This window comes from Desulfurella sp., from assembly GCF_049977265.1.
Lineage (GTDB): Bacteria > Campylobacterota_A > Desulfurellia > Desulfurellales > Desulfurellaceae > Desulfurella.
The window spans coordinates 1-26,891 of the sequence record NZ_JBMFGQ010000024.1; the positions used below are offsets into that span (position 1 = coordinate 1).

Below are 26,891 nucleotides of genomic sequence, written 5' to 3' on the forward strand. Positions count from 1 at the left end.
GTTGCATTCTTTCCCGTTTTGAAGGGAATTACGGGCGTTTTGCCGCAAGCTAGGTATTGGCTTTGCTGGCAATCTAATATTTTTTTATAAGCTTTGAATAAAATTGTTATGTTTTCGTTATTGCAAAAGCGTTAACTTTTAAAGAATCTAAACTAAATCTCCTGAAAAATTAACTATAAAAAACTTGACAAATTTAGTAAAAAAAATTAAACTAAAATAGTTATTAAAATTAATGAAATACAGGGGGATTTGTATGGGTAATGATACATTATTATTTTCAAATGCCATACATCAAAACATATTACTTGAGGATTTTGGTAGAGGCCAGATGGTACAAGCTAATGTTCATTTAATTGTTGATAACAAAAAAAGTATTATATTAGATCCAGGAGGTCATAAAGTATTTAAACATGTCCTAACAGAAATTGGCGCAATAAGTGGTATTGGTAACATTGAGTATATTTTTTTGTCCCATCAGGATCCTGATATTGTATCTGCAATCAACGGCTGGCTAATGACATTACCAAAAACAAAAGCATTAATTTCAAATTTATGGATAAGGTTTTTGCCTCATATTGGCGTTGATTCACTATTTGTAAACAAATTAATTGGGATTGACGATAAAGGCGCTAAAATAAAACTGACTGAGAATTGTGAGCTCTACATATTACCCGCTCATTTTTTACATTCGCCAGGAAATTTTCAAATATACGATCCAATATCAAAAATTCTATATAGCGGCGACCTTGGTGCATCTTTGGGTCAGGATTATATATATGTGGATAATTTTGAAAATCATACTCAATATATGATTGGTTTTCACAAAAGATATATGTCAAGCAAAATAGCAATTCAAAAATGGATTAATATGGCAAAACAATTGGATATAGATCTCATTGCTCCCCAGCACGGTGCTTTTATAAAAGGTAAAGAAAATATAGAAAAGTTTTACGCATGGCTTGAAAATCTTGAACTAGACATAGACAATATGTACTATGAAATACCGCAGGATTTTTTAAATGTTTAGTTGAATAAAAGAGTTAAAAAATTTCTTTTGCTCAAAAGAAAGTAATATATATACCGAAAGACAAATTGCTGTATTAATGGCTATAAGTATTATCATCTGGTATTTTACAGCTTCTATTGGGTTTACACCAGAAAGTATTTGGCCTGTCATCATACCAGGAAGGCTAACAATACCCATAGCGCTAACGCTTGCAAGTTGTGGCATAAGGCTTGAGCGAAAAGCTTTTTGTTTTAATTCAAATACAGCTTCTTTTGGAAGTGCACCCAATGCAAGCAATTCTTCAATGTATTGTCTATTTTGCTGTATATCGCTATAAAAACGCTCTATTGCAATCGTCGTAGAATTCATTGAATTTCCAACAATCATGCCTGCTAATGGTATAAAATACCTTGCTTCAAAAGGATTTTTAAGTCCAATACTAACAAAAGACATAAAAAGTGTAACAACAAACCCTGCTATAAAAATAGCACCAAATATAATTATGTTTGCATGTGCAAATTTTACTTTTGTTCTTTCTTTGACGATATTTGCTGCAAACAAAACCATTATAGCATAATAAATTATAATCAATATTGCACTATTAATTTGAAATATAAATTTTAAAATATATCCAATTAGTAAAAGTTGCACGCTCATTCTGATAAATGAATATATAATATCTTTTGTTAGCTTCAGCTTTTCTGTATAACTAACAAAAAAAGCTACAAAAAGCATGAAGTAAGATATAATAAGCTGCATTAATGAAATAGTTTCAACTTGCGATTGCATAATGATCCTTAATTTCAATTTTTTGTGTACAAAATTCTTTTATAGATTCTGTGTGAAAAGAACTTACTATAAGTTTTTTTTCGGATAGGGATTTTAATAATTGTAATGTTTTTTGCTCCATTTTAGCATCAAGGGCACTTGTAGGTTCATCCAGCAATAAACACTCGGGTTCAAGCAATAAAGCTCTGATAATTGCAATGCGTAATTTTTCACCACCTGAAAGTTGATTGATGTTTTTTTCTGCAGCATCCTGTAATTCAAAATATTCAAGTAGATCATTCAGTTTTTTATCATCAAAAATTTTATTTGCATTGGATTTAAAACTAAATGGCAATCTAATACAATCCATTACATTCATCTGACCAAGGATGGGCATTTGAGGTACATAAATACACTTTGACCTAAACTCAGGAATGTCAAATTCATAAATTGATACACCCTTATAAAAAATTTCACCGCTAGATGGTTTCTCTAAAGCACACATTATTCTTAAAATTGTTGATTTTCCACTACCAGATGCTCCTTTAAGCCATACCAATCCAGAGTTTTTAAGCTTGAATGTCGCATTTTCTATGATTTTTTTACCATTTTTTTCAACACTCACACGTTTTAATTCAAACATTTTTTAAATTTTATCATTTTTTTATTGATTTATCAAAATAATTTTTATATACTGGTTCCATCATATATAGACGGAGGATGTTCATGCAAAAGCAACATCGGGATTATATGTATTTTTTAAGCCAAATATGCGATAAAATTGGCAAAGTTTCGGCTTCACAAATCGACATTGAGCAAAAATATGCCTTCGTTATAGACAATCTCATAAATATAGCTTATAAAGATCATCTAACAAAATTATATAACCGACGATATTTTGAAAAAGCTTTATCAGAAGAATTATGTAGATTTAATCGCTATGGTTTTATATTTTCTCTATGCATAATGGATATAAACGACTTTAAGCAAATAAATGACACATATGGTCACTTAAAAGGTGATGAGGTATTGCAATACTTTTCTGATATTCTAATAAATAATTCGCGAACCAGTGATATATTATGCAGATGGGGTGGAGATGAGTTTGCGGTAATACTGCCTCATACAACATTTAATAAAATTGGACCATATGTCAAAAAGATTTTTTCTGCACTTGAAACGCCCAAAGATAATCTTTTAATTAATATATCAATTGGAGCTACTTCAATTACTTTAAACGACAACAAAGACTCGCTTTTAGAAAGAGCAGATGAGGCACTCTATAAGGCAAAAAAAGACAAAACTGGATTTCATATACTGTAATTTTCTTTAAAAATAGTATAAACCGAACCGATACCTATAGGAAACAATACTAACCATCCAAGCAGTGAAAAAGTAGCCAATACTGACAAAATAATGTAGATAAAAAACAAAAAAATAAGTGTAAATAAATGTTTAAAACAAATTGAAATACTTGCTTGAAGAGCCTTCAAAATCTTCATTTTTTTTATTGCTATAAAAGGAATAGCTAGTATTAAAACAAAATTTATTATTATATCAAAAATCATGACTAGAAATATCGCCAAATAGCTTTTCGAATCTAAATGTTTATAACTTGTAGTGAAATTGGTTATATTTAAAAACTTAACCAGTATGTAAGACACAATAAGACTAAAAATCAAAAAAATAAGACTTAACAATACTAAACTGGAAAAATTATTTGAAAATCCATCAAATAAATTATCAAAAGTAATTTTCCGCTCATTTTTTACATTATCAAAGCTCATAAACATTCCGGCAGTCAAAAGTAATTGTATAATGTATAAAAATGTAGATAAAAGAAATATTTTCATCAAATACGAAACTGCAATTGTAAGAAATATAAAAGCTGTTTGAAGTACAAAAACAAGCCAAGCTTGCTTAAAAAGTTCAAAACCACCAGAAAACCAGCTAAACGCTTTTGACAACATAGTTTGAATTATACATTAAATTATTTAAGAATCAAGTTTGTTTGATTTAATCCAATTATAAAAAAAATCATTCTTATAATCAAAAATATGTGAAAAATTTGCTAGAACATTATTTTTAACAGCACCATCGCATGTGCCATTTATGCCAAAACCTCTTTCGATATTAAAAAAACACTTAAGACTTTCATTATTTTCAAAGTAACCATGATGAAATTCATGAGCAAAAATCTTATTACTATTTAAAAAACTATTTTTATTTTGGGGGGATAAAATTGTATAGCCATGACCAATTGGTCTTTTTGAAAGCTTTGTATTAAAGTCAAACACCTCACACATTTTGCCTATATTACCATTATATTCAATAGATTTAGTTAAATACATTAAACCACCGCATTCGGCATAAATGGGTAAACCTTCTTCGGATTTCTCTTTAATTTGACTTCTTAAGTTTGCATTTTTTTCTAAAATTTCTAAAAATAACTCAGGAAAACCACCTCCAATATAAATTGCATCGGCTAATGGAAGATGCACATCTTTTATTGGAGAAAATTTTTTTATTTCTACGCCCATGGATTGTAAGTTTTGTAAATTTTGTTTGTAGTAAAAATTAAATGCTTCGTCAAAAGCAATAGCAATAACAACCTGTTTTTTTAGTTTTCTAATAGGCACATTATAATTATCAACATGAAGTTTTGGAGCACTGTAAGCAATCTTAGTAATCTGTGTTACATCGAGATAGTTTTCTAAATTAGATGTTATATTTTCTATTAATTCTTGTTTTTTTTCTTCTTGTAATATTGAGGTTAGGCCTAGATGCCTTTGGGTTATTGATATGCTTTGAGCTGGTAGAGTACCTAAGATAGGTAAATCTGTATAATTTTTGATTGCTTCTATTAATTTTTTTTCTTGCCTTACAGATTGAATTTTGTTTAAAATAACACCAGATATAAAAACATCTTTATCAAAATCCACTATTCCTTTTAACAAAGCAACCAAACTTCTACCTAATTCACTTACATCTACTACTATTACTACTGGCGTTTTTGTAATCTTAGCTAAACTGGCATTGCTCGTTTTGCCATCCAAATAAATATCATCAAACAAACCATGGTTTCCTTCAATTAAAAAAAAGCTGCATTTACTTTGATCTATTTTGTTAACAAAATAACTATATATTTGATCTTTTAAAAAGAAAAAATCTAAATTAAAACAAGGATTGTTACTTGCAAGTTCAAGCCACATTGGATCTATATAGTCGGGCCCTTTTTTAAATGTTAAAAGTTTATATTTTCTGGATAAAATCTTCGATAATGCAATTGAAATGGTTGTTTTTCCAGAACTTTTTTTAAAAGCACTTATGTATATGCGAGGAGCACTAATTTCTTTCATTTTTAAAAAAACCTTTTATTGTACTATCCATTGTTTTGGCATCAACTTTTCTTAATGAACTTACGGTTTCGATTAATTTTTCTATATTATCCGGTAAACAAGATAAAATGTGTTTTTTTAAAGCTTTTGATACTGCCGGTGCTTTTGATGAAGTATTTATACCAATTACTAAATCTTTTTTGTGTATAATAGAACCAAATATAAAATTACAATATTTTGGACTGTCTACAGCATTTACCAGTATTTTTCTGTTTTTACAAATCATAGCAATCTTTTCCTGCAATACTAAATCATTTATTGCAATAATAATTAAAAAAGGGTTATCTTCAATATCTGTTTCATCAAATGCTTTAATTTTTAAATTAAGTTTGTTTAATTCAAAAAGATTCTCAATTTCTTTAATTGCATTTTTAGCAATAACAGTTATTTTGGGGCCAAAGGGCAGTAAAGTTTCAATCTTTCTATAAGCTACTTCTCCTGCCCCTATTACTATTACCTCTTTGTCTTTAAGATCAACAAAAATAGGAAAATAAGCCATAAATTTACGTAAATATTATCTGTGCATCATCTGAAAATGTATAAAACTGTCCAACCGATATTATACCATCTACTTCAGGGCAAAAATTTTCTTCTTTTATACCCCATAAATCAACAGTAGCACGACATGCATAAATTTTAGCCCCTGAGTCATGTATCATTTCAACAAACTCTCTGATTGTTGGAAAATCAAATTTCTCCATTGCCTGTTTCATGGTTTCTATTGTGAGTTCCGGGTGTGTTTTGTTTATTAGCGGCAAATTATCCATTTTTGAATCTATTATAGCATCCAAGCCAAATGATGTAAAAAACAACATTACATCAATACCTTCCATCCTGGCACCATTTGCCATAATAAGACCAGGTAAAACTTCTTCAAAACCATTTCTTGATATAATTATAGATATCTTTTTTAACTTTCTTTCCATTTTTCCTCCTACATTTTATGTTCTAACATAAGCATAACCTTCGGCTTGACGCTTAATGATTTCTAAAATACCGGCTTTAGTTATACCAACCTCTTCAATTAAGTCTTCTTTGCGTAAATTCAAGTTATTTAAAGAATTATTGCACATTAAAAATACCACACCTATTTCATGCAATTTCTTTATATCAGTGTATATTTCCTGATCAAACATGTTTTTTACAAATAGCAAAGGGCCTTTGTAGTTAGCCACAACCACTATATCGCATTGGCTTTTTGGGATTTCTTTTAAAAGGTTATTAATGTTTCCTATTGCTACTTTTAAGGGTTCTATTGCATCAAGTTCAATATGAAACAAAACTTTGTACATAAATACTCCTTACAGTACAATTGCAGCGCTTACCAGCTGATGTATGCCGCCAACCCAGTCTCTTTCAAAACCATAAAGAGGAAACATTGCGTAAAACTGTGTTTTGCATATTGCACAAATTGTAGCAAAAAAGTTTACATTATTTTTATCAACAACTTCCTTGAAAGCCTGCATCCTTGGCATTACACCATTTATGCGTGTTTGCATAATTTCGTCTGTTAAAAGTCCGGCACCTGCACCGCAGCAGAATGTTTTTGCTTTTATTGCTCCTTCCTGCATATCTACAAAATTATTGCATACAGATTTAATTAAATCCCTTGGTATGCTAAATTGGTCTCCTGGTTGGGTGCCCATACGAGATGCCCTTGCTACATTGCATGGATCGTGATAGGTTACTGTTTTATCGTCGTTTGCGCTTTTATCTATTTTAATTACACCATCTCTAATAAGGCCAAGTGTGAAATCGCATATATGGGATGGCTGCGGGTATTTTGGGTCCAGAAAATCAAATGGTCCATTCATCGTATTTGAGTAATTATAAGCTGCTCTCCAGGCATGACCGCACTCGCCTATAATAACACGCTTTACTTTAAGCCTTTTTGCTTCTTCCCAGATACGTTTATTTATCTCTTTGGTATTTGTGTAACTTCCTATAAACATACCGAAGTTTGCAGCCTCAGATGCATAAGATGATAATGTATAACTAATACCTGCTTTGTAAAATACCTTCGCATAACCAAACATTGACTCAATATGCGGTATGGCAAAAAAATCAGCAGACGGCGGCACAAGCAAAACTTCTGCGCCTTCTTCATCAATTGGTATCCTTATGTCTTTACCTGTTTCATCTTTTAAATCTTCTTCAAATTCTGCAATTGTATTTTTTAATGCGTTTGCATCTATACCTATATTGTTGCCTGTTCTGTAAACCTGCGTTATTGTGTTTGTAGCATACTTTTCACCAACGCCAATAGAGTCCATTATTTCTCTTGCTGCCATTGTAATTTCTGCTGTATCTATGCCATAAGGGCAAAATTGAGCGCATCTTCTGCACTCCGAGCATTGATAAAAATAAGACATCCATTGTTTCAATACATGTTCGCTAAATGGCTCTTTGGAATCTTTTGAACTAAACGGTGTGAAATAGTACCTGTAAACCTTACGCATAAGCTCTGCTCTACCAACAGGTGTATTGTTGATATCGCCACTGCCCAAGAAAAACTGACACTTATCTGTGCAAGCACCGCACCTTACACATATATCCATGTATGTCTTCAGTGCCTTATTGTTGTCTAAAAGTTCCTTAAATACACCAACTGCCTTATCCTGCCAGCCTTCTTGAAGTTTCTTTGGAAAACCTAAAGTTTCCATATCCTGTTCAAGGGCTGGGAAAGTAAACTCACTGGCCTGATTGCCTTTTCTTAAAAGTTTTGGGGTCTGTATCTTTCCCGTAAGTTTGTGAATATGATAGTGTTCTTTTGACATATTTAACCCCCTAAATCGTTAACCTTGTAGTTTTTTCATCTGTGTATCTATTTTCTCTAACATCATCACTCATAGCAAGTGTTGGAGAAAAGAATATACCCACAAAGTGCATAATTTTGCTAAATGGTATATAGGCAAGCAGTATTAAGACTAAAGTATAGTGCAGCAGGAAAAATGGATTGTGTGGTATATCAACTGGCTGAAAAATAAATAGCTTATTAAAAAATGCGTCCAATTGCACCACACTTTTTTCAAGCGCAGCTGGACTTTGGAATACTATCTCAGACAATCCTGCTATTGTAATTAGCATCAAAAGCACCAGTATAAAGTAATCTGATAACACACTTATAAACTTGACCCTTTCTACAAACATTCGTCTAAAAAATAAATAAATCAGGCTTATTAACATAAGTGTACCAAACACAAGACCAATAGGCACAAGAAGATTATACCATGCTGGAGGATTGCCGTGATAAAAATCATACACATAATGCCTTAAAACATGCTGAATAAGCACTATAGCCAAACTTACGTGAAATACATACCCTCCAACCCAGGTACTTTTGTTTGATCTATAAAGGCTTTTAAAGAAAAAAACCTCTCCAAGCACCCTAAAAAATGCTCCTGTTTTGGTTTTCGGCGCAGGCGTAAGAGGTATTTTAACAGGCATGGGAGTTTTGGCATATACAATTATTTTCCACACAATACCAATAATAAGAATTGCAAAAGCAGCATATGTCAAAATAACGTATATAAAACTCACAAAATCTAAATTATCCATTATTTCCTCCAAAAGCAAAACAAAAGGCGAAAAAAGATTTTCGCCTTTTTATAAGGTTTTATACGCAGCCTGTTGGTTTTGACAAACCTGCATACCTCACAAGCTGCCTTGCAGGACCTTCTGGGAATAGAACATAGATGTATTTATTTCCTTCTCGAACATTTGGCAGATTGCAAATTTCAGCAGTCTGTTTTGCTACTGCTCTAACGGAAGGAGCTACCTGGTATTCTTTAAAATATTCCCTTATGTAATCAATAAGTTTCCAGTGTTCTTCCTTTAACTCTATACCATCTTGCTTTGCCATAAATTCAGCTAATTCTTTGCTCCATTCTTCTTGATGCTGAATGTAGCCTTCATCGTCTATCTCTATTTTTTTGCCATTAAAATCTAAAAAAGCCATTTATTCCTCCTTTACATTTTTTCTATATAGCCACATGGGCAATTTTCAAAACATTTCATACATCCATCGCATGTTTCCAGATGAAACTCGTAATGCTGACCCTTTGGTAATTTTTTAACGCCACTATGAGAACAATACGTAAAGCAATTGCCGCAGTCAAAGCACAGTCCGCAGCTCATACAGCGCTTTGTCTCTTCAATAAACTCTTCCATTGACAATGCGTTCATGAAGGGCTCAAAATCTTTTATGCGCTCGTTTGGTTCTCTGAACTTTCTTTCGTGGCGCGGTTTTGTCTCATATAAATCTAGATGCATCTTGTCAGATTCAATCACCTTTCTCGTATCTTTCTCAATTATCTGTTTGCCACTTAAGTGTTCTATAATATTAACCGCTGCAGCAAAACCATGCCCAATTGCTGTAGTTACATACATCAACCTGGGGCCTACCACATCGCCACCTGCGAACACTTTGTCCTGGCCTTCTATCTGATAGTTATCTTTGATTTTAACAAAGCCTTCTGATTGTCCAAGTAATTTTTCTAAGCCCGTGTAATCAGGTTTTTGGCCTACTGAATAAATCAAGGTATCAGCTTTTACCAAAAATGGCTCACCTACGTTTTCTACCTGCGCTGCATGGCCGCGCTCATCTTTTGCGCCTACCTTTATTTTCTGAAATTTAACACCTGTAAGTTTTCCGTTTTCGCTTACAAGTTCAACGGGCACAGTGGCAAACTGAAAAGTTATGCCCTCTTCGTAAGCATCAATTGCCTCTCTTGAAGCTTTTTTGTCAAAAGTTTCTTTGTCTGGCACAGTTCTTCTGTAGGCAAACGTAACGTTTGCACCCCATCTTTTGCTTATCATAGCAGCATCTGCTGCAGTATCTGCACCAACTACCACTACATCTTTGCCTATATCTATCTTTTCTTTATTGGCAAAACGGTACAAAAACTCAAGACCACTATAGACGCCTTTTATATTGTTAATATTGTCCAAATCTGGCTTTTCTGGCTTGTATGCGCCCGTTGCTACAAATATAGAGTCAAAATCCTTTTGCAACTCATCAATGCTAATATCCTTACCTACTGTGATATTGCATTTAATTTCAACACCTAAATCTAATATCCTTTGTATTTCAGTGCTTACAATGTCTTTAGGCAACCTGAAATTTGGTATACCATAGTATAGCAAACCACCCGGCTTTTCTTCTTTTTCAAATATGGTAACTTTTATACCTCTTCTTGCCAAGTGATAGGCGCAAGACAATCCAGCTGGTCCAGAGCCAATTACGGCTACCTTACCCTCAAAGATTTCGTCAAGCTTTTTTAAAGGCAACTTATTTTGAATTGCAAAATCGCCAATAAACATTTCGGAAGCGTTGATATTTACAGCGCTATCCTTGTCCTTTCTGTTGCATCTTGACTCACAAGGGTGTGGACATATCCTTCCCGTTGTTGAAGGCATAGGGTTTGTTTGAGCAATGATATAGAAAGCGCCCTCCAGGGCTTCTTCATAGGTCCTACCGTAATCTTGCGCCTGAGCAATATATTGCAAAAATTCCCTCACTTGTTCGCCATTTGGACAGGTATCAGAACAGGGAGGACGCTTTTCTACATATATGGGCCTATCAGAAGAATATTCTGTACCGCTTGGTTTGCTAAAACTCTTAATACTTTTTTTTACCTTTACTAAAGCCATAAAAGCTCCTTATTGTGTTTGATCTTCCGGCAAAGTCAGAAAGCTACCTCCTGCGTAACCATAAATCAATTCACCATTATCTGTAAGTTCCTTGATAGCGGCTTTTGCATCTTTTCTTGTAATATTCTCGTTTTGAAAGTTTTGTTCAACTTCTTTTTCTAGATCTTGAGGTTTGAATCTTTTTTTGCCATGGTATTCCTTTACAAGATTAACTACAAATTCCTTTATCTTTTGTTTTTGCTCATCAGTCATTTTGGGCCTCCTTACAATCTTGCATAGTTCGAGTAATTCATGGTTGCTTCACCAAGTCTGAAATCATCAATATGGTACTTTGTAAACTCAAAGCCCGTTATCTTAAAGAATTTCGGCCAACCTATTCTATCAATCCATTCTGCTACGCGCTCACCTTTTCTTGCACCTTCTTTATATGCTTCAAGTATTGTTCTTACAGCTTCAATAACTTCTGGCCATCTTGGCGGATTATTTGGAAGCCACGGGACAGCAAGTTTTGAAAAAGTCGGCTTTGTTCTTGCATTTGCAACTTTGCCTCCAACAAATATTGCCAGACCATCATTTAGAGGGTCAGCTATAGGAAGCGCAGGGCATACTGTATAACAGTTACCGCAAAAAACGCACCTGTCTTCATCGATTTCCACAGAAGGCTTGCCATCTATAGTTTTTGGCCTTACTGCATCTACCGGGCATGCTGCTATTGTGCTTGGTATCTCGCATAAATCTTTTACCCTATCTGCCATAACTGTTGGAGGTCTTCTATGCATACCTACAATTGCAATATCTGAGGCACCAACAGAACCGCACATATTGAGGCAGCATGCAAATGCCAATCTTACCTTTGCGGGTAGTTTATCTCCCACAAAATAGTCATAGAACTCATCCATTAGAGCCTTAACAACGCCTGATGCGTCGCTTGCAGATGTATGACAGTGCAGCCAGCCTTGAGTATGCACAATATTACCCAAAGAATGGTCCGTTCCACCTACAGGAAAACCAAGTGCCTGAACTTCTTTAATTAAGGGTTCAATATTTTCTTCTTTTTCAAGGAGAAATTCTAAGTTATTCCTTGTAGTAAATCTCAAATAACCATCACAGTATTTATCGGCTAAATTTGATATATCCCTTACAAAATCGCTACTAACTACCCTTGTTGAGCCTACCCTAACAGTATATAGCTTCTCACCAGACTCTGACACATGAACCATAACGCCTGGTTTTAAAGTTTCATGATATAGCCATTTGCCATAGTTTCTTTTTATTATTGGCGGTAAAAAATTTTCATAGTTTGGCGGACCTATATCTGTAATTCTTACTGTTCCTTTATCTACATCTGGCATAATTTAACCCTCCTTTCCTTCTTCGGTTTCTTCATCAGCTACCAAATACTCTTCAAATTTAATGAATGGGTTTGCCCTTGGGTGCTCTACCATTTCTGGTAGCGGATCTAGACCTATGGCCTCAAGGAAGTTGCCTACGCCTACCCTTTGTATAAGTTCTCCTACGCGCTCCCTGTTTGTGCCATATTCATCCCAGAAGTCCCAAATCTTTTGAATTAGATCTTTTAGGAAAGCGTAATCCTCTTCTTTATCTTTATTCACATCGTAAAATGGCACTAATATAAAACCTAACCTTGGTCCTTGCACCATTGGCACTTTGGCACCTATCCTAATTTGTGCACCTTTTTCTAATCCAGGCCTTAGGGCTTTGGGCATAGAGTTTATGCAGTGCATACATTTTACACAATTTGAATCATCAATTGTTAATTTGCCATCAGTATAATCCATGCAATGAGTAGGACATTTATCAACTACATACTTTTTAATATCGAATTTCTTTGCATATTCTGATACTTCTTTTTGATTAATCCTAATGTTGTCTTTCCATACCCCAACAATAGACAAATCAGACCTGGCACCAGATGCTATGCAGTCGTTTGGGCAACCAGCGCATTTGATCTTAAACTTATAGTTAAATGTTGGCCTGTGCATCTCGTTTTGGAATTCTCTTGTTAAGTTATCTGTGATGTGGAGTGTATCGTAGGTTGCCCACTCACAACGAGCTGGACCTACACAGCAGCTTGGTGTTCTAAGCGCTGAGCCACTGCCACCAAGATCAAAACCTAACTGGGTGCATTTTTGAAATAGCTCTTCTGCTTCTTCCTGTTTAAAACCAAGTATCTGGATGTCTCCTGTTGAACCATGAAAGTTAAATAAACCACCTGCGTGCTCATCACAAACATCCGCCAGCTTCTTCAATACATCAGATGTGTAGAAAAAACCTTCAATCTGATTCAATCTTGCCGTGTGATACTCTTTTGCGCCCGGAAACTCGTCGGGCTCATCAGAAAATCTACCAACTATACCTGCTCCATAACCTCTAACACCTGCCATACCACCATGTTTCCAGTGAGGTATCCTATCCTCATAGGATTTTTCTAGCTGACCAATAAGGTCTTCTGTTCTCGGGCTTTTCTGAGCAGCCCTTTCAAGCTCTTTGACAAAACTTGGCCATTTACCCTCTTTTAGGTCGTCTAAAAGAGGCGTTTTGTGTTTTGTGCCTGCCATCTAGAACCTCCTTAAAAAATAATTAAAGCAAAATACATAACCAAATAAGTACACTAATTATCTTATATTCAAATCTAGGCTTTAATATATAAAAAGTCAATGTAAAAACGAACAAAAAAAATAATTTTATTTTTTGCCACATTGTTTCTTTAATACAACAAAAACTTAAATATGATAAAATAAGTTTTATTTATTAAAACATAATTTTTTATTATAAATAATTATTTATTGCTAAATTTATATTATTGAATTATATACTAAAATAAAGTTTTAAATTTTTGAATCACAATAAATATTTTTTATAAATTTTTTATTAGATTTGCTACACTTGATTTAAAATTTGTTTTATCAAACATACAAAAAGGATTTTTAATTTGTGGAGAAATCTCTTTTAGGTCTGATATATTTTTTAATAAAATTATTTTATCTTTTAAACAGTTTGCACCATATGCATACACAAAATCATAATATTGATCTAAATCATTAAAATAAATCATATCGAATGTTTGAAGCTTGTTTTGCTTATAAATATGGCTCTTCAATTTTATTTCAGATACTTGATTCTTTTTTAACAATGCTTTTACAAAATCATCACAACAAACATGGTTATACAAAATACACACATTTAAATTGCTAATTGTTTCAATATCTATAACTGAACGCAAACCATACTGACTAAAGAGATTTAAAACATCATCGGATTGAGTTATTATTTTAGGTAACATGCGAATATCCTTTTTTTGTTCAAAAAAAGCCTCAATTAGAGCTTGCGCTATTTTTACATATGAAACAGCAATAGCGTCATAAGCAATAATTTTTCCCAAAATTTCACTATTAATATTATATTTTATATCTAAATCATATGTAAGTGGATTTGCTAGAGTATCTTTAAAACCAAAGTACAACTTGTCGTCAAGTGGCATAGGCAACAAAATCCTTTTATCTTGTAATAAACCGGCTCTTTTGTAATAAAAATTCGAAATTTCACCTATTATAAAAATCCCAGGTGGATTGTCAAAAAATAAATGATCCATTATGCTGTTAACTTTACTAGCTATATCGGACAAAGTACCCCTAACTGTAAATTCTTTATCTGAGCCAATACTAAATACTACGGCAACTTTGGTTTGTGGCAAATAACCTTCACTTATCAAGGAACTACTAATCTTACCTACGACTTTAACTCCCATAAAAAAAACTAAAGGCAAACCTGACAATTCACTTTTACTAAATTCAGCAGCAGCACCTTTATGTTTAATAGCAGATAAAACGCAAAAACCCCTATTTACTTCTCTTCGTGTCAAAATAATGCCACTTTTTATAGACAACGCATTTATAGTACTTATACCAGGCACAATATTAAAATTAATTTTTAAATCTTCCAACACCTTGATTTCCTCAGCAAGTCTGCCAAAAATTGAAGGATCTCCTCCCTTTAGTCTGCCTACTCTAAAACCCATTCGAGCATATGTACTTATTAAATCAGTGATTTTTGATTGATTTAATTTGTGATGCTCACATCTTTTGCCCACATCCACCAAAATTGCATCATCAGGAAGAAAATCCAATAAAGCATGATCCATTAAGTTATCAAAGAGACATACTTCAACATTTTTAATTGTGTGGATTGCCTCTTGTGTTGCATACTTCAAACTACCTACACCTGCGCCAATAAAATAAACGCTTTTTATAAAAAACTGACGCAATAAAGTAAAACGTTCGTCATTTTTTCTAAATTCAACGCAGGCAAAACCTTCAAACGAAGATTTTTGTATATCAGCTATATTAATTTTTTCAGTATAAAATTCATATTTACTATCATATGCAACATAACCTGGAAGCATAACTGTACTATAATCAGCTAGTAATTGATCAATGCTTTTAAATTCTTTTATAAAAGAAATAGTTGCATTATTAAATCTTTTTTTACAGTAAAGCCATTGACTATTCGTTACGACGCCTATTTTTTCTTTATTGGCTTGATTCGAAATCAAAAGATCAAAATCAATATTCTCATATAAATTTACAAAAAACCAATCTAAAAAATCTAACTTAAAATCCAAACAATTTTTTGCATCAATTACTGCACAATCAATAATTTTATCATGCAAGAAAGAAGCTGTTTGCTCTATAGAGTTACAATCTTGAAAATCAAAACTGAATTCTAAATACTTACCAAACAAATTTAGTTTTTCTTTAATATAATGAGCTTTAAAAGGATTAGCCAAACTGATTAAACTTTTTAGTTTCATAAAGAAGAATTTAGCATATTATATATTTTTAGTCAAACTAGACCAAAGGCAAAGCCTTTGGTCTATTGTTTATCAGGTGTCAGCCAAACAAATAATGCAAAAAGCCATCCAAAAACAGCACAGCCTATCAAATAGTTAACTAAAGACATACTTACTCCTCCTTTATTAAAAAGGTCCCTGCATTCCAACGGGCAAAGACCATAAAATTGCGGGAATAGCAAATGTATACAAAGCTGCAAATGTTACCACCCATCCTACAAGTTTTTCATTCATTTTACCTTGCATCAGTAAACCTGCTAAATTCATTGCTACAAACCACACAAAAGCAATCGATGCATGATAAGCCCAGCTAACTTTTAGACCATTTAATAACCAAAATAATGCATAAGCAAGCGTGAGCCACCCAATTAAAATAGCAATCCCACCGAGAGATTTTTTAGGTAGCGAAAAAATTTCCAATATACCCAAAACCATAAAAAAGAAAGCATACATGCCGGCAAGACCTGCAACAAAATTTGTTATTGGCCCAAGTCCTTCATTGGAAATCATAGCTATTAAAAAAGGCCACCACATTACACCAACAACTAAAGTTATTACTCCTACAGTTTTTTCATTAGCTTTTTTTCTTTCAGGGTCTAGATGCATAAATCCTTGAGACAATAAAGCAAATGCACCTAAATAAATTATAGGAGCAATCCACTTACCCACTGCTATTTGTGTTTGATTAGCAGCATAGGCGTTACAAAAAAGCGTCAGAAAAAAGAAAAAACACATGACAAATGTTAGAAAACTTTGAGATAAGAAACTTTTTTGACTCATACCGAGTCACCTCCTTTAGTTAAAGATTTTTATTATTTTGTAATTTACGTAAGTTACTAATTATATAATTTAGTAATATTTTTTTATTTGTCAAGAAAATAATTTAATATCGTTTTAAAATATTATTAGTTTTTCTAATTTAATTTTACTTGATTTTTTATTATAAATAAAGGACTTTTGATTAATTTTTTTAAATTTATACTTTGAATCATATTAAATAATTGTTACAAAAAATTTTAAGTTAAATTAGAATTTTTTTGCATTTTAATCTTGACTTTTTTAGTTATATTTTTTATATTTTAACTATGAATATTATTTCAAGGGAAATTGATTACGCTATAAGGATATTAAGCTTGCTTTCAAATATTGAAAGTGGAACAGTTGAAGAAATTAGCAAAATACTCTATATCCCAAAGCCATTTGCACATAAAATCGTGAATAAACTTGTTAGAAAGAACTATCTTTTGTCTTCTCAGGGCAGAGGCGGCTACATTGAATTTAATAAAGAACTAGATATAAGCAAAATTAGCGTTTTGGATATAATGAAAGATCTTGACGGCTACAAACATGTAAATTTATGTACAGATGATCCAGCTGCCTGCGAGTTAAACTCATACTGTAGTTTCACATATCATTTGCAAAAATTAGAACTTTGCATGAATAAGGCTTTATACGATTTAAAATTAAAAGATATAATCTTTAGAATTTGAGGAGGTAAGGTTTATGGATGCAGAGTTGTTGTCCAGGATACAGTTTGGCGTTACTGCAGGCTTTCACTTTATTTATCCACCGCTTACGATCGGTTTGGGTACGCTAATAGCTATAATTGAGTATATGTACCTTAAAACCAACGATGAAATTTACAGAAAAATGGCGGATTTTTGGGCTAAACTTTTTGCCATTAACTTTGTTATTGGCGTTGCAACAGGCATTGTAATGGAATTTGAATTTGGTACAAACTGGTCAAATTATGCAAGGTTTGTGGGAGATATATTTGGGGCGCCCTTGGCTGCTGAAGGTATTTTTGCGTTTTTCTTAGAAAGTACATTTTTGGGTTTATACTTGGTTGGCAAAAATAGACTATCGAGATTTATGAGGTTTTTTTCGTTTTTGATGGTTGCTTTCGGCTCAACACTGTCTGCTTTGTGGATATTAATTGCAAATTCTTGGCAACAAACACCCGCTGGATATAAGGTGGAGGGTGGCAGGGCTGTCTTGACAAACTTCTGGGAAGCAGTTTTTAACCCAACAATGCCTTCTATGTTTTTACATACAGTAGATGCATCATACATCACGGGTGCGATATTTATGGCTGGTATTAGTGCGTATTTTTTAATAAAAGGAAAAAATTTAGAGCTTGCTAAAAGATCATTGAAATTAGCTGTAATTTTTGGCGTAATAGTATCAATTTTACAGCTTTTCCCGTTTGGCGATGAAAGTGCAAGGGTAGTTGCAAAAACTCAACCAGAAAAATTAGCATCTTTTGAAGGTTTATTTAAAACACAAAGTAAAGCACCATTGCTCGTTTTTGGCATACCTGATCCTTCACAAAATAAAATGCTTGTCGAAATAGGAATACCAGGCGCTTTAAGTTTTTTAGCTGATCATAATGTCAATGCAGTTGTGAAAGGTATCAATGCATTTCCAAAAAATGATTTGCCTCCTATGACATTAACATTTTACTCTTTTCACTTGATGGTAGCACTTGGCACTCTATTTATATTTACTTTTTTAGTTGGCGTATTTTTGCTTTACAAGAAAAAGATATTTACCACAAAACCTTACCTTGCTGCTTTGTGGGCATTTATACCTTTGCCTTACATTGCAAACGAACTTGGCTGGATAACAACAGAGGTTGGTAGACAACCATGGGCAGTCTATGGTCTGCTTAGAACAAAGGATGCATTTAGCCCACTACCGGCTGGTGATGTGGCTGTTTCTTTAATAGGATTCACATTAGTTTATGCGATTTTGTTTGGTGTATTTTTATATCTAACAATACATACCGTAAAAACTTTTAAAATGGATTAAGGAGGCTTACAATGGATCTCAATATAATATGGTTTTTTCTTGTTGGCATATTAATAATTGGATATGCTATTTTAGATGGCTTTGATTTAGGTGTAGGCTCGGTATATTTATTTGCAAAATTTCAAGAGCGCGACATTGCTCGCAACTCCATAGCACCCGTTTGGGATGGAAATGAAGTATGGTTAGTTACTGGCGGTGGTGCTTTATTTGCTGCATTTCCAATGGTATATGCAACTGTTTTTAGCGGATTTTATTTAGCTTTGATTTTGCTTTTGTTTGCTTTGATATTTAGGGCGGTCTCTTTAGAGCTTAGAAACCATTTTCAAAAAGAATCCACAAAAACTTTATTTGATTGGATTTTTTCTATATCAAGTATACTTGCTATAGTACTCTTTGGCGTAGCCGTAGGAAACGTGCTATCTGGTCTTGATTTGAACAAAAGTGGCGATTATATAGGTACTTTTTTTGATCTGCTGAACCCTTATTCTATTTTAGTCGGCGTTTTAGCTTTCTTTATGCTATCTTATCAAGGAACAGTTTGGTTATTTTTAAAAACCGAGGGCGAATTTCAACAAAAAGTAAAAAATTGGGCAAAGGTTTACTGGAGCGGTTATTTTATTTTATTTTTGCTATGCACAATATTAGCCTATATGTTCCACAAAAATCTTTTTAATAACTACTTAGCAAATCCGTTTATGTTTTTAATACCGCTACTTGGACTTGTGTTTATGGTTGCTTCTTTGATTAGGATTCAAAGAAACAATCCACTTTGTGCATTCATAGCAAGTTCTTTATCTATTGCTACTATAATATTGAGCGCATATTTAAGCTTATTTCCAAATCTCATTATAGCCAAAAATAATCCTGCATATAGTTTGACCATTTACAACGCCTCTTCTACGCAATTAACACTTGAAACTATGCTTATAATTGCAATTATAGGCATGCCTTTAGTATTGATTTATACCATTTATTCATATAAAATATTTCACGGCAAAACAAAAAGTGAAGAAGGCTATTGATTTTATTGGGAAGCTTAGTTTCCCAATAATTTAATTGGGGGTTTAAAGTGAACAGAGACGAAGCTTATGATTTGCTGTGTGAATATACTAAATCCGAATCATTAATAAAGCATGCATTGGCAGTTGAACAAGCTATGAAATCTTATGCTAAAAAATTTGGTAAAGATGAGAACAAATGGGCTATTGTTGGCTTATTACACGATTTTGACTACGAAAAATACCCAACAGCAGCAGAACACCCATATAAAGGCGCTGAGATTTTAAAAGCAAAAGGATACCCGGAAGATGTTATAAAAGCTATACTATCTCATGCAACCTACACTGGTGTAGATAGGGATACATTAATGGCTAAAACATTATTTGCAGTTGATGAGCTAAGCGGATTTATTTTAGCTTGCACATATGTAATGCCAGATAAAAAAATTTCGAGCCTTACACTGAAAAGCGTCAAAAAGAAATTAAAAGACAAAGGTTTTGCTAAATCTGTAAACCGAGATGATATATTTAATTCTGCGCTAGATTTAAATGTCGATTTAGATGAACATATAGAATTTCTAATACAATCACTTAGCAAAATTGCAGATAAATTAGGTGTGTGAGTTAAGCGCATTAGAAATAGAAGTTCTAAAGTACCATATGCAAAAAGGATGTGATTATTCTAAATCTTTAGCTAAGGCACTTAATATAAAACTTTGCGAAGCATTCAAAATTCATAAAGATTTGTTTGATTTAGGTTATTTAGAAAAAGTTAGTGCTAAATTAACCAAATATAAGATTGATAACAGCATAAAGATAATAAAACACAGAAACCACACATATTACCAATTAAGCAAAAAAGGGAAACAATTTATTAAGAATCTATTAGATTAGTATTTTGTTGACAAAAAATACCAAATTTAGTAAAAGTAAAGGTTGAGATTAAAAGGAGGTAATTTATGTTTGCCGTTGTTGAAACTGGTTCAAAACAATACATTGTTAAAGAGGGAGATATTTTAAGAATAGAAAAGATTAAGGCAGCAAATGGCGATGAAATTGAGTTTGATAAAGTTCTTATGATTAACGACACTGTTGGAAATCCATATATTGAAAATGCTAAAGTAAAAGCCATGATTATATCTCAAGGCAAAGCAAAAAAAATAATTGTATTTAAGTTTAAAAGAAGAAAAGGATTTAAGAAAAAAATCGGTCATAGACAGCATTTTACGCAAGTTAGAATTACACAAATTTTGGCTTAATTACATTAAATAAATATAAGGAGGCAATAAATGGCACATAAAAAAGGTCTCGGAAGTAGTAAAAACGGCAGAGATTCAATAGGTAAAAGGCTCGGCGTTAAAAGATCTGACGGCCAATTTGTAAATGCAGGTGAGATCATTATTAGACAAAGAGGTAGTCACTTTCATCCAGGTCTCAATACAAAATTAGGCAAAGATTACACTCTATTTGCCCTTGAAAGTGGTACAGTTAAATTTGGAGAAAAGTTAGGGAAAAAGATAGTTAGCGTTATAGCCTAACAAAATGTTTATAGATTATGCCAAAATCACCATAAAATCAGGCAATGGTGGCGATGGTTGTGTAAGCTTTAGAAGAGAAAAGTTCGTTGCCAAAGGTGGTCCAGATGGTGGCGATGGTGGTAAAGGCGGAGATGTAGTTTTTAAAGCTACAAAACATGAAAATACGCTGCTAAAGTTTCGTTTTCAAAAATCTTTCAAAGCTCAAAATGGTCAAAGTGGCTCTTCAAATAATAAAACCGGGAAAAACGGAAACAATATTGTAATAGAAGTACCCATTGGTACAGTAATAAAAGACATTGAAAACAACGTAGTAGCTGATTTAGATACAGATAAAAAAGAGTTTGTAGCAAGTTATGGTGGTAGAGGTGGAAAAGGTAATGCTCACTTTGCAACCTCAATAAACCAAACACCAAAATTTGCAATAAAAGGGCAAAAAACACTAGAACAAATGGTTATTTTAGAGTTAAAACTTATTGCTGACGTAGGCCTTGTGGGGTTTCCAAACGCAGGTAAATCAAGTTTGATCAGGGCTATTTCGCACGCTAAACCTATAGTTGCCAATTATCCTTTTACTACGCTTGTACCGCATTTAGGTTACGTCTCGCATAATGATAAAGATTTTGTGGTAGCTGATATACCTGGTCTAATTGAAGGAGCAAGCCAAGGCAAAGGTATGGGTACAACTTTTTTACGCCACATTGAGCGCACTAAAATTTTGTTATTTATTTTGGACATAACAGATAAACCAAAATTACATTTTGATATTTTGGTAAAAGAACTTGACTCTTATGGGTTAGGTTTAAAAACTAAAAAATTTGCAATTGCTTTAAATAAGATTGATATTCTAGCAAATATAGATAAAGAAAACTTTAAAAAACAATTTACACCTTATGATATTTTTTTTATAAGCGCACTAAAGAAAACAAATATAAAGGAGCTCCTTGATTGGATAACCAAGAATATATAGATATAAACAGATATAAAAGGATTGTTATTAAGGTTGGTAGTGCTATTGTAGCAAATAACAACGATATAGATATTAATAAGATTAATGAAATAGCTCAGGATGTTTCTTTTTTAATAAATCAAAATAAAGAAGTACTTATTGTATCTAGCGGTGCTGTTGCATGCGGTATGAAAATTCTAAAAATTAAGAAAAAACCCGAAAACCTACCTCTTAGACAGGCTTTGGCAAGTATCGGACAACCTTACTTGATGAGCTTATATACTAAAGCATTTGCACATTATTTACTAAATGTATCGCAAGTTTTGATAAGTATTGAAGATATATTAAGCAGAAAGCGCTATTTAAATGCCAAAAATACATTTGAAGCACTCTTTGGTTTAAAGATAATACCCATAGTAAACGAAAATGATTCGGTTGCAGTTAAAGAATTAATGTTTGGTGACAATGATAGCCTTTCGGCTCATATTTTAAATCTTGTTGAAGGTAATTTGCTTATAATTTTAACAGATGTAGATGGCGTATTTGATAAAGACCCAAAATTATATCCAGATAGCACACTTATAAAAACAATTACCAATGAAGAACCTTTATTAAAAAACCTAAAAGGTAAAAGTAAGCTTGGAGAAGGCGGTATTGCCAGCAAGATAAAAGCAGCTCTAACTGCATCAAAAGGGGGCAAAACTGCTGTCATAATTAATGGTAAAAAAACAAATCCTATAAAAAGCTTATTTTTAGACAAAAATTTCCTTTATACAATTTTTTTACCGAAAGACTATGTAAAATCAAAAGTATACTGGATCAATAATTGTTTAAGTTTGGGCAAACTATACATTGATCGCGGTGCGTTTGAAAGTATAAAGCAACGCAAAGGACTCCTGGCAAAAGGTATAAAAAATATTGAAGGTGTTTTTTTAAAAGGTAATGTAGTAGATATTGTCTTTGAAGGCAAATCAGTAGCAAAAGGCATTGTAAATTATGATTCTACTGATATTGAAAAAATAAAAGGCATTCATTCAAAGGAAATTGATAAAATATTGGGTCATAAAACTCGAGATGATGTAATAAGTACAGATAATATAATAATATTGCAAAACAGCTAAAAGGAGTATTTATGTTTAATTATATTGAAAATCTATGTAAAAAAGCAAAAAAAGCTTCACAAATCTGTTTAAGCGAAGAAAAAATAAATGCTTGCTTAGAAAAAATTGCTCACAACATAAGCACAAACAAAAACCATATCATGGATGAAAACTCAAAAGATATTCAATCAAGTAACATCTCTAAAGCCCTAACAGATAGGCTTACTTTGAATGAAAAAAGAATTGATTCAATAATTGAGTCTTTGCATACTATAATAAACCTTAAAAGCCCGGTAGGAGAAATTATAAAAGGCTGGAAGCTAAAAAATGACATTGAGATAGAAAAAGTGCGTGTTCCCATTGGAACAATAGCAATAATATACGAAGCAAGGCCAAATGTAACAGTTGATGCATTTGCATTGTGTTTCAAAAGTTCGAATTCATGCGTGCTAAGGGGTGGAAAAGAAGCGTTTAACACAAATAAATACTTAAGCTCACTAATTAGGCAAACACTTGAATCATTCAATATAAACCCCGATTTTTTAACATTTATAGACAAAACAGAAAGACAAGCTATTGAACATTTAATTAAAATGGACAAGTATATAGATCTGTTAATCCCGCGAGGCGGAGAATCACTTATAACATTTATCTCTAAAAACGCTACAGTGCCAGTAATTCAGCATTACAAAGGCTTGTGTCATCTCTATATTGACGAAAGCGCAAATATTGATATGGCATTAAATATTGCATACAATGCAAAAGTTCAAAGACCATCCGTTTGCAATGCCATAGAAACGCTTTTGGTCCAGAAGAATATTGCAAGTGAGTTTTTGCCTGCTCTAGCAAAAAAATTTGAAAATATTGTTGAACTTAGAGGATGTGAAAACACGCTTAAAATTTTACCTAATATAAAACAAGCAACTCAAGAAGATTGGCAAACAGAGTATTTAGATTACATACTATCCATTAAAATCGTTGATAGTACAGACCAGGCAATAGAGCATATCAATGAGTACGGCTCAAAACACTCAGAAGCCATTGTTACACAAAATTACACAAATGCAGAAGATTTTTTGAATAAAGTTGATGCTGCTTGTGTTTATGTTAATGCTTCTACACGTTTTAGTGACGGTGGTGAATTTGGTTTTGGAGCAGAAATAGGTATAAGTACTTCAAAATTGCATGCACGAGGTCCAATGGCTTTGGAAGAGCTTACAACATACAAATATAAAATTAGAGGAAATGGTCAAATAAGATCATGAGGATAGCTTTTTTTGGTGGCACATTCAATCCTATACATATTGGTCATTTAATCAGTGCAATTGAAATAAAGGAGTATTTTTTTATTGATAAATTTGTATTCATACCAACAGGCATACCGCCTCACAAAAAGATTATTGATCTAAGTGCAAAAGACAGGTACGATATGGTTGCCTTAAGTGTAGCTGGTCTTGAGGGCTTTGAAGTAAGTGATATCGAAATAAACTCAAAAGAAATTAGCTATACTGTAGATACAATTGATTTGTTAAAAAAACAATACAAAAATGATGAACTGTTTTATTGCATAGGTGCAGATGCATTTTTGAGTATCGATACATGGAAGGGCTATAGAGAACTACTTAATAAAATAACTTTTATTATTATAACAAGGCCCAAATATAGTATTGAACAAATAAAATTAAAATATAACTGGATAAAATTTATTGAAGCAAAAAAAATTGCAAAATACCCCCCAAGACACCAAAGTGCTTATATTTATTACCGAAAAATAGACATATCTTCAAGTCAGATTAGAAAACGTGTTAAAGAAAAAAAAACCATCAGGTATTTTGTGCCCTACGATGTAGAAAAAATGATTTTAGAAAAGAGGTTTTACCTTAATGAATAAAATTTTAGATATATTGTGCGAAAAAAAAATTGAACACATTAAAATTATTGACATGAAAAATATACAGGTTTTATTTGATTATTTTGTTATAGGCACAAGTAGTTCTTTAAATCAATCCCTTGCTTGTGTGGATGAGCTTGAAAAATTAAGTATAATTAACCATGTGGAAAGTGATGAAAAGGGTGACTGGATACTTATAGACTGCGGACTGATTATTATTCATTTATTCAGTGAATCAAAAAGAAAAGAAATAGACTTAGAGTATTTATGGAAAGATATGCCAATTGACATTTTTGAATGCAAGTAAAGTTTATTTTTGTGGGGAAAAAACTTAAGTTAGATAGTTTTTGTGAAGTTTATATAAAACGTATAAAAGCATTTTGCAGTGCCGAAATGATTTACATTAAACCTTCAACGCTTAAATTAGAAGCCTTGTTTATACAAAAAAAGATAAAACCAGATGATTTTGTATTTATACTCGATGAAAACGGCAAACAACTAAATTCATACGAATTTGCAAATCTTATCGAAACAATCAATAAAACTATGGTATTTGTAGTTGGCGGTGCTTTTGGAATAGATAAAAAATCTTTTAAAAACGCTTTTTTTCTTTCTCTTTCAAAACTTACACTTCCGCACCAAATCGCAAGATTAATTGTATGCGAAAGCGTGTATAGAAGTTTTACAATAATTAAAAATATACCCTACCATAAAGAATGATATATTATAATGTAAAAACACTGTCCCAAACAAAAAAAATAGCACAAGAATTTGCACAAATAATAAAACAAAAAAAGCAAGCTATTGTTTTTTTAAAAGGAGACTTAGGAAGTGGTAAAACAACTTTTGTCAGATTTGTTTTGCATTATCTAGGTATTAAAGATTTCAAAGGAAGCCCATCCTTTACTATCGCACATGAATATTACACAAAAGAAAAAAAGGTAATACATATGGATTTATATAGAATTCAAACAAAAGAAGAGCTTCTTAATACGGGAATTTTTGAATACTTTGATCAAGTAGCAATTTTTTTTATAGAATGGCCGAATTTACTTGTAATTAAACCCGATATTGTGATAGAATTTAATTCAACAATAAAACAAAGGAGTATCGGGATTGATTGGGCCACAAACTAAATTATACGCGATAATTGGCAAACCAATAAAGCATAGCTTATCACCGAAGTTACACAATGCTATGTTTGAAAAATATGGTATTGATGCCGTTTACTTAGCTTTTGAAGTAAATAATATAAAACAAGCCATAGAAGGCGTTAAAGGTCTTGGTATTAAAGGTTTAAACGTTACATTACCTTTCAAAAACGAAGTGATTAAATTCTTAGATTCTATCGAGAGTCAAGCAAAAATTATTGGATCAATAAACACAATTAAAAATTCAAACGGGGCACTTTTGGGTTACAATACAGATTACCTTGGCTTTTTTGAAACCATAAAAGATATAGATTGCAATAAAAGCATCTGCATATTAGGTTCTGGCGGAGCATCTGCTGCTTGCATTTATGCCTTTTATAAAAAGGGCGTTAAATCTTTAAATATTTACAATAGAACATTTGCAAATGCTTTTACACTTAAAGAGCAATTTGGAGACTTAATAACACTTAATTTAATAGAAAAAAAAGATATATATAAAAATGAAATTATTGTAAACACAACATCAGCTGGCATATTAGGTAGCGAAGATATCATTGATCTAAATTTATTAAACAAAAATAGTTTATTAATAGATATTGTTTATAAATCTGAGCTTATAAAGAAAGCTGCAAGTCTTGGAATAAATAGTATAGATGGAACAAAAATGTTTATTTATCAGGCATACCATGCATTTAAAATCTGGACTGACATTGAGTTTGATATAAACCATGCATTTGAGGTTATAAATGGCCCAAGCTAACA

The 26,891-nt window shown here is 32.5% G+C and carries 33 protein-coding genes; 17 read left to right on the forward strand and 16 right to left on the reverse strand.

Annotation, left to right across the window (positions count from 1 at the left end; translation table 11 throughout):
- Positions 1 to 253 precede the first annotated feature (253 nt).
- Complete coding sequence (locus ACP5FO_RS05715; protein WP_428157157.1) at positions 254 to 1,027, forward strand: MBL fold metallo-hydrolase; 774 nt, start codon at positions 254 to 256, stop codon at positions 1,025 to 1,027.
- On the opposite strand, the gene ACP5FO_RS05720 is transcribed toward ACP5FO_RS05715, so the two are convergent.
- Entirely contained in the window at positions 1,016 to 1,795 is a 780-nt protein-coding gene (locus ACP5FO_RS05720; RefSeq protein WP_428110792.1) for an ABC transporter permease, read from the reverse strand. The genes ACP5FO_RS05715 and ACP5FO_RS05720 overlap by 12 nt on opposite strands.
- Positions 1,779 to 2,417, reverse strand: coding sequence for an ABC transporter ATP-binding protein (locus ACP5FO_RS05725; protein WP_428157158.1), 639 nt, complete (start codon positions 2,415 to 2,417; stop codon positions 1,779 to 1,781). Before ACP5FO_RS05725 ends, ACP5FO_RS05720 begins: the two co-directional genes overlap by 17 nt.
- Before the next feature lie 83 nt (positions 2,418 to 2,500).
- Between ACP5FO_RS05725 and ACP5FO_RS05730 the strand changes: the two genes are divergently transcribed.
- Positions 2,501 to 3,097, forward strand: a complete 597-nt coding sequence (locus ACP5FO_RS05730) for a GGDEF domain-containing protein (protein WP_428157159.1) — start codon at positions 2,501 to 2,503, stop codon at positions 3,095 to 3,097.
- Here the strand turns inward: ACP5FO_RS05730 and ACP5FO_RS05735 are convergent.
- The 14 genes from ACP5FO_RS05735 to ACP5FO_RS05800 form a co-directional block, all read right to left on the reverse strand.
- Complete coding sequence (locus ACP5FO_RS05735) at positions 3,085 to 3,744, reverse strand: hypothetical protein (RefSeq protein WP_428110789.1); 660 nt, start codon at positions 3,742 to 3,744, stop codon at positions 3,085 to 3,087. The genes ACP5FO_RS05730 and ACP5FO_RS05735 overlap by 13 nt on opposite strands.
- A 24-nt stretch (positions 3,745 to 3,768) precedes the next feature.
- Positions 3,769 to 5,133 (reverse strand): cobyrinate a,c-diamide synthase, encoded by a 1,365-nt coding sequence (locus tag ACP5FO_RS05740; protein WP_428110788.1) that lies wholly within the window; start codon positions 5,131 to 5,133, stop codon positions 3,769 to 3,771.
- A complete protein-coding gene (locus tag ACP5FO_RS05745) occupies positions 5,120 to 5,671 on the reverse strand; it encodes a precorrin-2 dehydrogenase/sirohydrochlorin ferrochelatase family protein (RefSeq protein WP_428110787.1) in 552 nt (183 codons plus the stop codon). Before ACP5FO_RS05745 ends, ACP5FO_RS05740 begins: the two co-directional genes overlap by 14 nt.
- A gap of 4 nt (positions 5,672 to 5,675) precedes the next feature.
- Positions 5,676 to 6,098, reverse strand: coding sequence for a DsrE/DsrF/DrsH-like family protein (locus ACP5FO_RS05750; RefSeq protein WP_428157160.1), 423 nt, complete (start codon positions 6,096 to 6,098; stop codon positions 5,676 to 5,678).
- A gap of 15 nt (positions 6,099 to 6,113) precedes the next feature.
- Positions 6,114 to 6,464 carry a DsrE family protein gene (locus ACP5FO_RS05755; protein ID WP_428157161.1) on the reverse strand — a complete coding sequence of 117 codons (351 nt, stop codon included), beginning with the start codon at positions 6,462 to 6,464 and terminating at the stop codon, positions 6,114 to 6,116.
- Positions 6,465 to 6,473: 9 nt separating this feature from the next.
- On the reverse strand, positions 6,474 to 7,949 hold the full coding sequence (gene dsrK, locus ACP5FO_RS05760) for a sulfate reduction electron transfer complex DsrMKJOP subunit DsrK (protein WP_428157162.1): 1,476 nt from the start codon (positions 7,947 to 7,949) through the stop codon (positions 6,474 to 6,476).
- 10 nt (positions 7,950 to 7,959) lie between these two features.
- Complete coding sequence (locus ACP5FO_RS05765; protein ID WP_428157163.1) at positions 7,960 to 8,730, reverse strand: respiratory nitrate reductase subunit gamma; 771 nt, start codon at positions 8,728 to 8,730, stop codon at positions 7,960 to 7,962.
- Positions 8,731 to 8,788: 58 nt separating this feature from the next.
- The gene (locus ACP5FO_RS05770) at positions 8,789 to 9,130 is read right to left on the reverse strand and encodes a TusE/DsrC/DsvC family sulfur relay protein (RefSeq protein WP_428157164.1); all 342 of its coding nucleotides are present in this window, start codon (positions 9,128 to 9,130) and stop codon (positions 8,789 to 8,791) included.
- Positions 9,131 to 9,141: 11 nt separating this feature from the next.
- Positions 9,142 to 10,824: an NAD(P)-binding protein gene (locus tag ACP5FO_RS05775; protein ID WP_428157165.1), complete on the reverse strand. Its 1,683-nt coding sequence runs from the start codon at positions 10,822 to 10,824 to the stop codon at positions 9,142 to 9,144.
- Positions 10,825 to 10,833: 9 nt separating this feature from the next.
- Positions 10,834 to 11,076: a hypothetical protein gene (locus ACP5FO_RS05780; protein WP_424662946.1), complete on the reverse strand. Its 243-nt coding sequence runs from the start codon at positions 11,074 to 11,076 to the stop codon at positions 10,834 to 10,836.
- 11 nt (positions 11,077 to 11,087) lie between these two features.
- A complete protein-coding gene (gene dsrB, locus ACP5FO_RS05785) occupies positions 11,088 to 12,176 on the reverse strand; it encodes a dissimilatory-type sulfite reductase subunit beta (protein WP_428157166.1) in 1,089 nt (362 codons plus the stop codon).
- A 3-nt stretch (positions 12,177 to 12,179) separates the two neighbouring features.
- Positions 12,180 to 13,403, reverse strand: a complete 1,224-nt coding sequence (gene dsrA / locus ACP5FO_RS05790) for a dissimilatory-type sulfite reductase subunit alpha (RefSeq protein WP_428157167.1) — start codon at positions 13,401 to 13,403, stop codon at positions 12,180 to 12,182.
- A 299-nt stretch (positions 13,404 to 13,702) separates the two neighbouring features.
- Positions 13,703 to 15,655, reverse strand: a complete 1,953-nt coding sequence (locus ACP5FO_RS05795; protein ID WP_428157168.1) for a uroporphyrinogen-III C-methyltransferase — start codon at positions 15,653 to 15,655, stop codon at positions 13,703 to 13,705.
- A gap of 165 nt (positions 15,656 to 15,820) precedes the next feature.
- The gene (locus ACP5FO_RS05800) at positions 15,821 to 16,474 is read right to left on the reverse strand and encodes an AmiS/UreI family transporter (protein ID WP_428108757.1); all 654 of its coding nucleotides are present in this window, start codon (positions 16,472 to 16,474) and stop codon (positions 15,821 to 15,823) included.
- A 305-nt stretch (positions 16,475 to 16,779) separates the two neighbouring features.
- On the opposite strand from ACP5FO_RS05800, the gene ACP5FO_RS05805 reads away from it, so the two are divergent.
- The 15 genes from ACP5FO_RS05805 to aroE all read left to right on the forward strand — a co-directional run bounded on the left by ACP5FO_RS05805 (position 16,780) and on the right by aroE (position 26,889).
- Complete coding sequence (locus ACP5FO_RS05805) at positions 16,780 to 17,184, forward strand: RrF2 family transcriptional regulator (RefSeq protein WP_428108749.1); 405 nt, start codon at positions 16,780 to 16,782, stop codon at positions 17,182 to 17,184.
- A 13-nt stretch (positions 17,185 to 17,197) separates the two neighbouring features.
- Positions 17,198 to 18,505 (forward strand): cytochrome ubiquinol oxidase subunit I, encoded by a 1,308-nt coding sequence (locus tag ACP5FO_RS05810; RefSeq protein ID WP_428108741.1) that lies wholly within the window; start codon positions 17,198 to 17,200, stop codon positions 18,503 to 18,505.
- Between the two features lie 11 nt (positions 18,506 to 18,516).
- Positions 18,517 to 19,527 (forward strand): cytochrome d ubiquinol oxidase subunit II, encoded by a 1,011-nt coding sequence (cydB, locus tag ACP5FO_RS05815; RefSeq protein ID WP_428157169.1) that lies wholly within the window; start codon positions 18,517 to 18,519, stop codon positions 19,525 to 19,527.
- Positions 19,528 to 19,574: 47 nt separating this feature from the next.
- Positions 19,575 to 20,126, forward strand: coding sequence for an HD domain-containing protein (locus ACP5FO_RS05820; protein WP_428108731.1), 552 nt, complete (start codon positions 19,575 to 19,577; stop codon positions 20,124 to 20,126).
- A complete protein-coding gene (locus tag ACP5FO_RS05825; protein WP_428157170.1) occupies positions 20,119 to 20,397 on the forward strand; it encodes a DUF2250 domain-containing protein in 279 nt (92 codons plus the stop codon). Before ACP5FO_RS05820 ends, ACP5FO_RS05825 begins: the two co-directional genes overlap by 8 nt.
- 65 nt (positions 20,398 to 20,462) lie before the next feature.
- A complete protein-coding gene (rplU, locus tag ACP5FO_RS05830) occupies positions 20,463 to 20,762 on the forward strand; it encodes a 50S ribosomal protein L21 (protein ID WP_428108725.1) in 300 nt (99 codons plus the stop codon).
- 30 nt (positions 20,763 to 20,792) lie between these two features.
- Positions 20,793 to 21,041, forward strand: coding sequence for a 50S ribosomal protein L27 (gene rpmA / locus ACP5FO_RS05835; RefSeq protein ID WP_428108722.1), 249 nt, complete (start codon positions 20,793 to 20,795; stop codon positions 21,039 to 21,041).
- 4 nt (positions 21,042 to 21,045) lie between these two features.
- A complete protein-coding gene (gene obgE / locus ACP5FO_RS05840; RefSeq protein ID WP_428108717.1) occupies positions 21,046 to 22,008 on the forward strand; it encodes a GTPase ObgE in 963 nt (320 codons plus the stop codon).
- Positions 21,987 to 23,108 carry a glutamate 5-kinase gene (gene proB / locus ACP5FO_RS05845; RefSeq protein ID WP_291490543.1) on the forward strand — a complete coding sequence of 374 codons (1,122 nt, stop codon included), beginning with the start codon at positions 21,987 to 21,989 and terminating at the stop codon, positions 23,106 to 23,108. The genes obgE and proB overlap by 22 nt, the downstream gene beginning before the upstream one ends.
- 11 nt (positions 23,109 to 23,119) lie before the next feature.
- Complete coding sequence (locus tag ACP5FO_RS05850) at positions 23,120 to 24,352, forward strand: glutamate-5-semialdehyde dehydrogenase (RefSeq protein WP_428157171.1); 1,233 nt, start codon at positions 23,120 to 23,122, stop codon at positions 24,350 to 24,352.
- Entirely contained in the window at positions 24,349 to 24,978 is a 630-nt protein-coding gene (gene nadD, locus ACP5FO_RS05855) for a nicotinate-nucleotide adenylyltransferase (RefSeq protein ID WP_428108709.1), read from the forward strand. The genes ACP5FO_RS05850 and nadD overlap by 4 nt, the downstream gene beginning before the upstream one ends.
- A complete protein-coding gene (rsfS, locus tag ACP5FO_RS05860) occupies positions 24,971 to 25,285 on the forward strand; it encodes a ribosome silencing factor (protein WP_428108706.1) in 315 nt (104 codons plus the stop codon). Before nadD ends, rsfS begins: the two co-directional genes overlap by 8 nt.
- The gene (locus ACP5FO_RS05865; RefSeq protein ID WP_428108702.1) at positions 25,276 to 25,698 is read left to right on the forward strand and encodes a 23S rRNA (pseudouridine(1915)-N(3))-methyltransferase RlmH; all 423 of its coding nucleotides are present in this window, start codon (positions 25,276 to 25,278) and stop codon (positions 25,696 to 25,698) included. The genes rsfS and ACP5FO_RS05865 overlap by 10 nt, the downstream gene beginning before the upstream one ends.
- Positions 25,695 to 26,114, forward strand: coding sequence for a tRNA (adenosine(37)-N6)-threonylcarbamoyltransferase complex ATPase subunit type 1 TsaE (tsaE, locus tag ACP5FO_RS05870; RefSeq protein ID WP_428108697.1), 420 nt, complete (start codon positions 25,695 to 25,697; stop codon positions 26,112 to 26,114). Before ACP5FO_RS05865 ends, tsaE begins: the two co-directional genes overlap by 4 nt.
- A complete protein-coding gene (gene aroE / locus ACP5FO_RS05875) occupies positions 26,095 to 26,889 on the forward strand; it encodes a shikimate dehydrogenase (protein WP_428157172.1) in 795 nt (264 codons plus the stop codon). The genes tsaE and aroE overlap by 20 nt, the downstream gene beginning before the upstream one ends.
- Positions 26,890 to 26,891: the final 2 nt, after the last annotated feature.

Bases quoted from the DNA above. Each gene is read 5' to 3' on its own strand.
- nadD (WP_428108709.1), top strand. From the start codon at position 24,349: ATGAGGATAGCTTTTTTTGGTGGCACATTCAATCCTATACATATTGGT.
- ACP5FO_RS05810 (WP_428108741.1), top strand. From the start codon at position 17,198: ATGGATGCAGAGTTGTTGTCCAGGATACAGTTTGGCGTTACTGCAGGC.
- ACP5FO_RS05770 (WP_428157164.1), bottom strand. From the start codon at position 9,130: ATGGCTTTTTTAGATTTTAATGGCAAAAAAATAGAGATAGACGATGAA.
- ACP5FO_RS05730 (WP_428157159.1), top strand. From the start codon at position 2,501: ATGCAAAAGCAACATCGGGATTATATGTATTTTTTAAGCCAAATATGC.
- ACP5FO_RS05765 (WP_428157163.1), bottom strand. From the start codon at position 8,730: ATGGATAATTTAGATTTTGTGAGTTTTATATACGTTATTTTGACATAT.
- ACP5FO_RS05850 (WP_428157171.1), top strand. From the start codon at position 23,120: ATGTTTAATTATATTGAAAATCTATGTAAAAAAGCAAAAAAAGCTTCA.
- cydB (WP_428157169.1), top strand. From the start codon at position 18,517: ATGGATCTCAATATAATATGGTTTTTTCTTGTTGGCATATTAATAATT.
- rpmA (WP_428108722.1), top strand. From the start codon at position 20,793: ATGGCACATAAAAAAGGTCTCGGAAGTAGTAAAAACGGCAGAGATTCA.
- ACP5FO_RS05750 (WP_428157160.1), bottom strand. From the start codon at position 6,098: ATGGAAAGAAAGTTAAAAAAGATATCTATAATTATATCAAGAAATGGT.
- ACP5FO_RS05800 (WP_428108757.1), bottom strand. From the start codon at position 16,474: ATGAGTCAAAAAAGTTTCTTATCTCAAAGTTTTCTAACATTTGTCATG.
- ACP5FO_RS05780 (WP_424662946.1), bottom strand. From the start codon at position 11,076: ATGACTGATGAGCAAAAACAAAAGATAAAGGAATTTGTAGTTAATCTT.
- ACP5FO_RS05745 (WP_428110787.1), bottom strand. From the start codon at position 5,671: ATGGCTTATTTTCCTATTTTTGTTGATCTTAAAGACAAAGAGGTAATA.
- ACP5FO_RS05715 (WP_428157157.1), top strand. From the start codon at position 254: ATGGGTAATGATACATTATTATTTTCAAATGCCATACATCAAAACATA.
- tsaE (WP_428108697.1), top strand. From the start codon at position 25,695: ATGATATATTATAATGTAAAAACACTGTCCCAAACAAAAAAAATAGCA.
- ACP5FO_RS05725 (WP_428157158.1), bottom strand. From the start codon at position 2,417: ATGTTTGAATTAAAACGTGTGAGTGTTGAAAAAAATGGTAAAAAAATC.
- ACP5FO_RS05720 (WP_428110792.1), bottom strand. From the start codon at position 1,795: ATGCAATCGCAAGTTGAAACTATTTCATTAATGCAGCTTATTATATCT.
- dsrB (WP_428157166.1), bottom strand. From the start codon at position 12,176: ATGCCAGATGTAGATAAAGGAACAGTAAGAATTACAGATATAGGTCCG.
- rsfS (WP_428108706.1), top strand. From the start codon at position 24,971: ATGAATAAAATTTTAGATATATTGTGCGAAAAAAAAATTGAACACATT.
- rplU (WP_428108725.1), top strand. From the start codon at position 20,463: ATGTTTGCCGTTGTTGAAACTGGTTCAAAACAATACATTGTTAAAGAG.
- ACP5FO_RS05775 (WP_428157165.1), bottom strand. From the start codon at position 10,824: ATGGCTTTAGTAAAGGTAAAAAAAAGTATTAAGAGTTTTAGCAAACCA.
- obgE (WP_428108717.1), top strand. From the start codon at position 21,046: ATGTTTATAGATTATGCCAAAATCACCATAAAATCAGGCAATGGTGGC.
- ACP5FO_RS05865 (WP_428108702.1), top strand. From the start codon at position 25,276: ATGCAAGTAAAGTTTATTTTTGTGGGGAAAAAACTTAAGTTAGATAGT.
- ACP5FO_RS05795 (WP_428157168.1), bottom strand. From the start codon at position 15,655: ATGAAACTAAAAAGTTTAATCAGTTTGGCTAATCCTTTTAAAGCTCAT.
- ACP5FO_RS05755 (WP_428157161.1), bottom strand. From the start codon at position 6,464: ATGTACAAAGTTTTGTTTCATATTGAACTTGATGCAATAGAACCCTTA.
- ACP5FO_RS05735 (WP_428110789.1), bottom strand. From the start codon at position 3,744: ATGTTGTCAAAAGCGTTTAGCTGGTTTTCTGGTGGTTTTGAACTTTTT.
- dsrA (WP_428157167.1), bottom strand. From the start codon at position 13,403: ATGGCAGGCACAAAACACAAAACGCCTCTTTTAGACGACCTAAAAGAG.
- dsrK (WP_428157162.1), bottom strand. From the start codon at position 7,949: ATGTCAAAAGAACACTATCATATTCACAAACTTACGGGAAAGATACAG.
- ACP5FO_RS05740 (WP_428110788.1), bottom strand. From the start codon at position 5,133: ATGAAAGAAATTAGTGCTCCTCGCATATACATAAGTGCTTTTAAAAAA.
- ACP5FO_RS05805 (WP_428108749.1), top strand. From the start codon at position 16,780: ATGAATATTATTTCAAGGGAAATTGATTACGCTATAAGGATATTAAGC.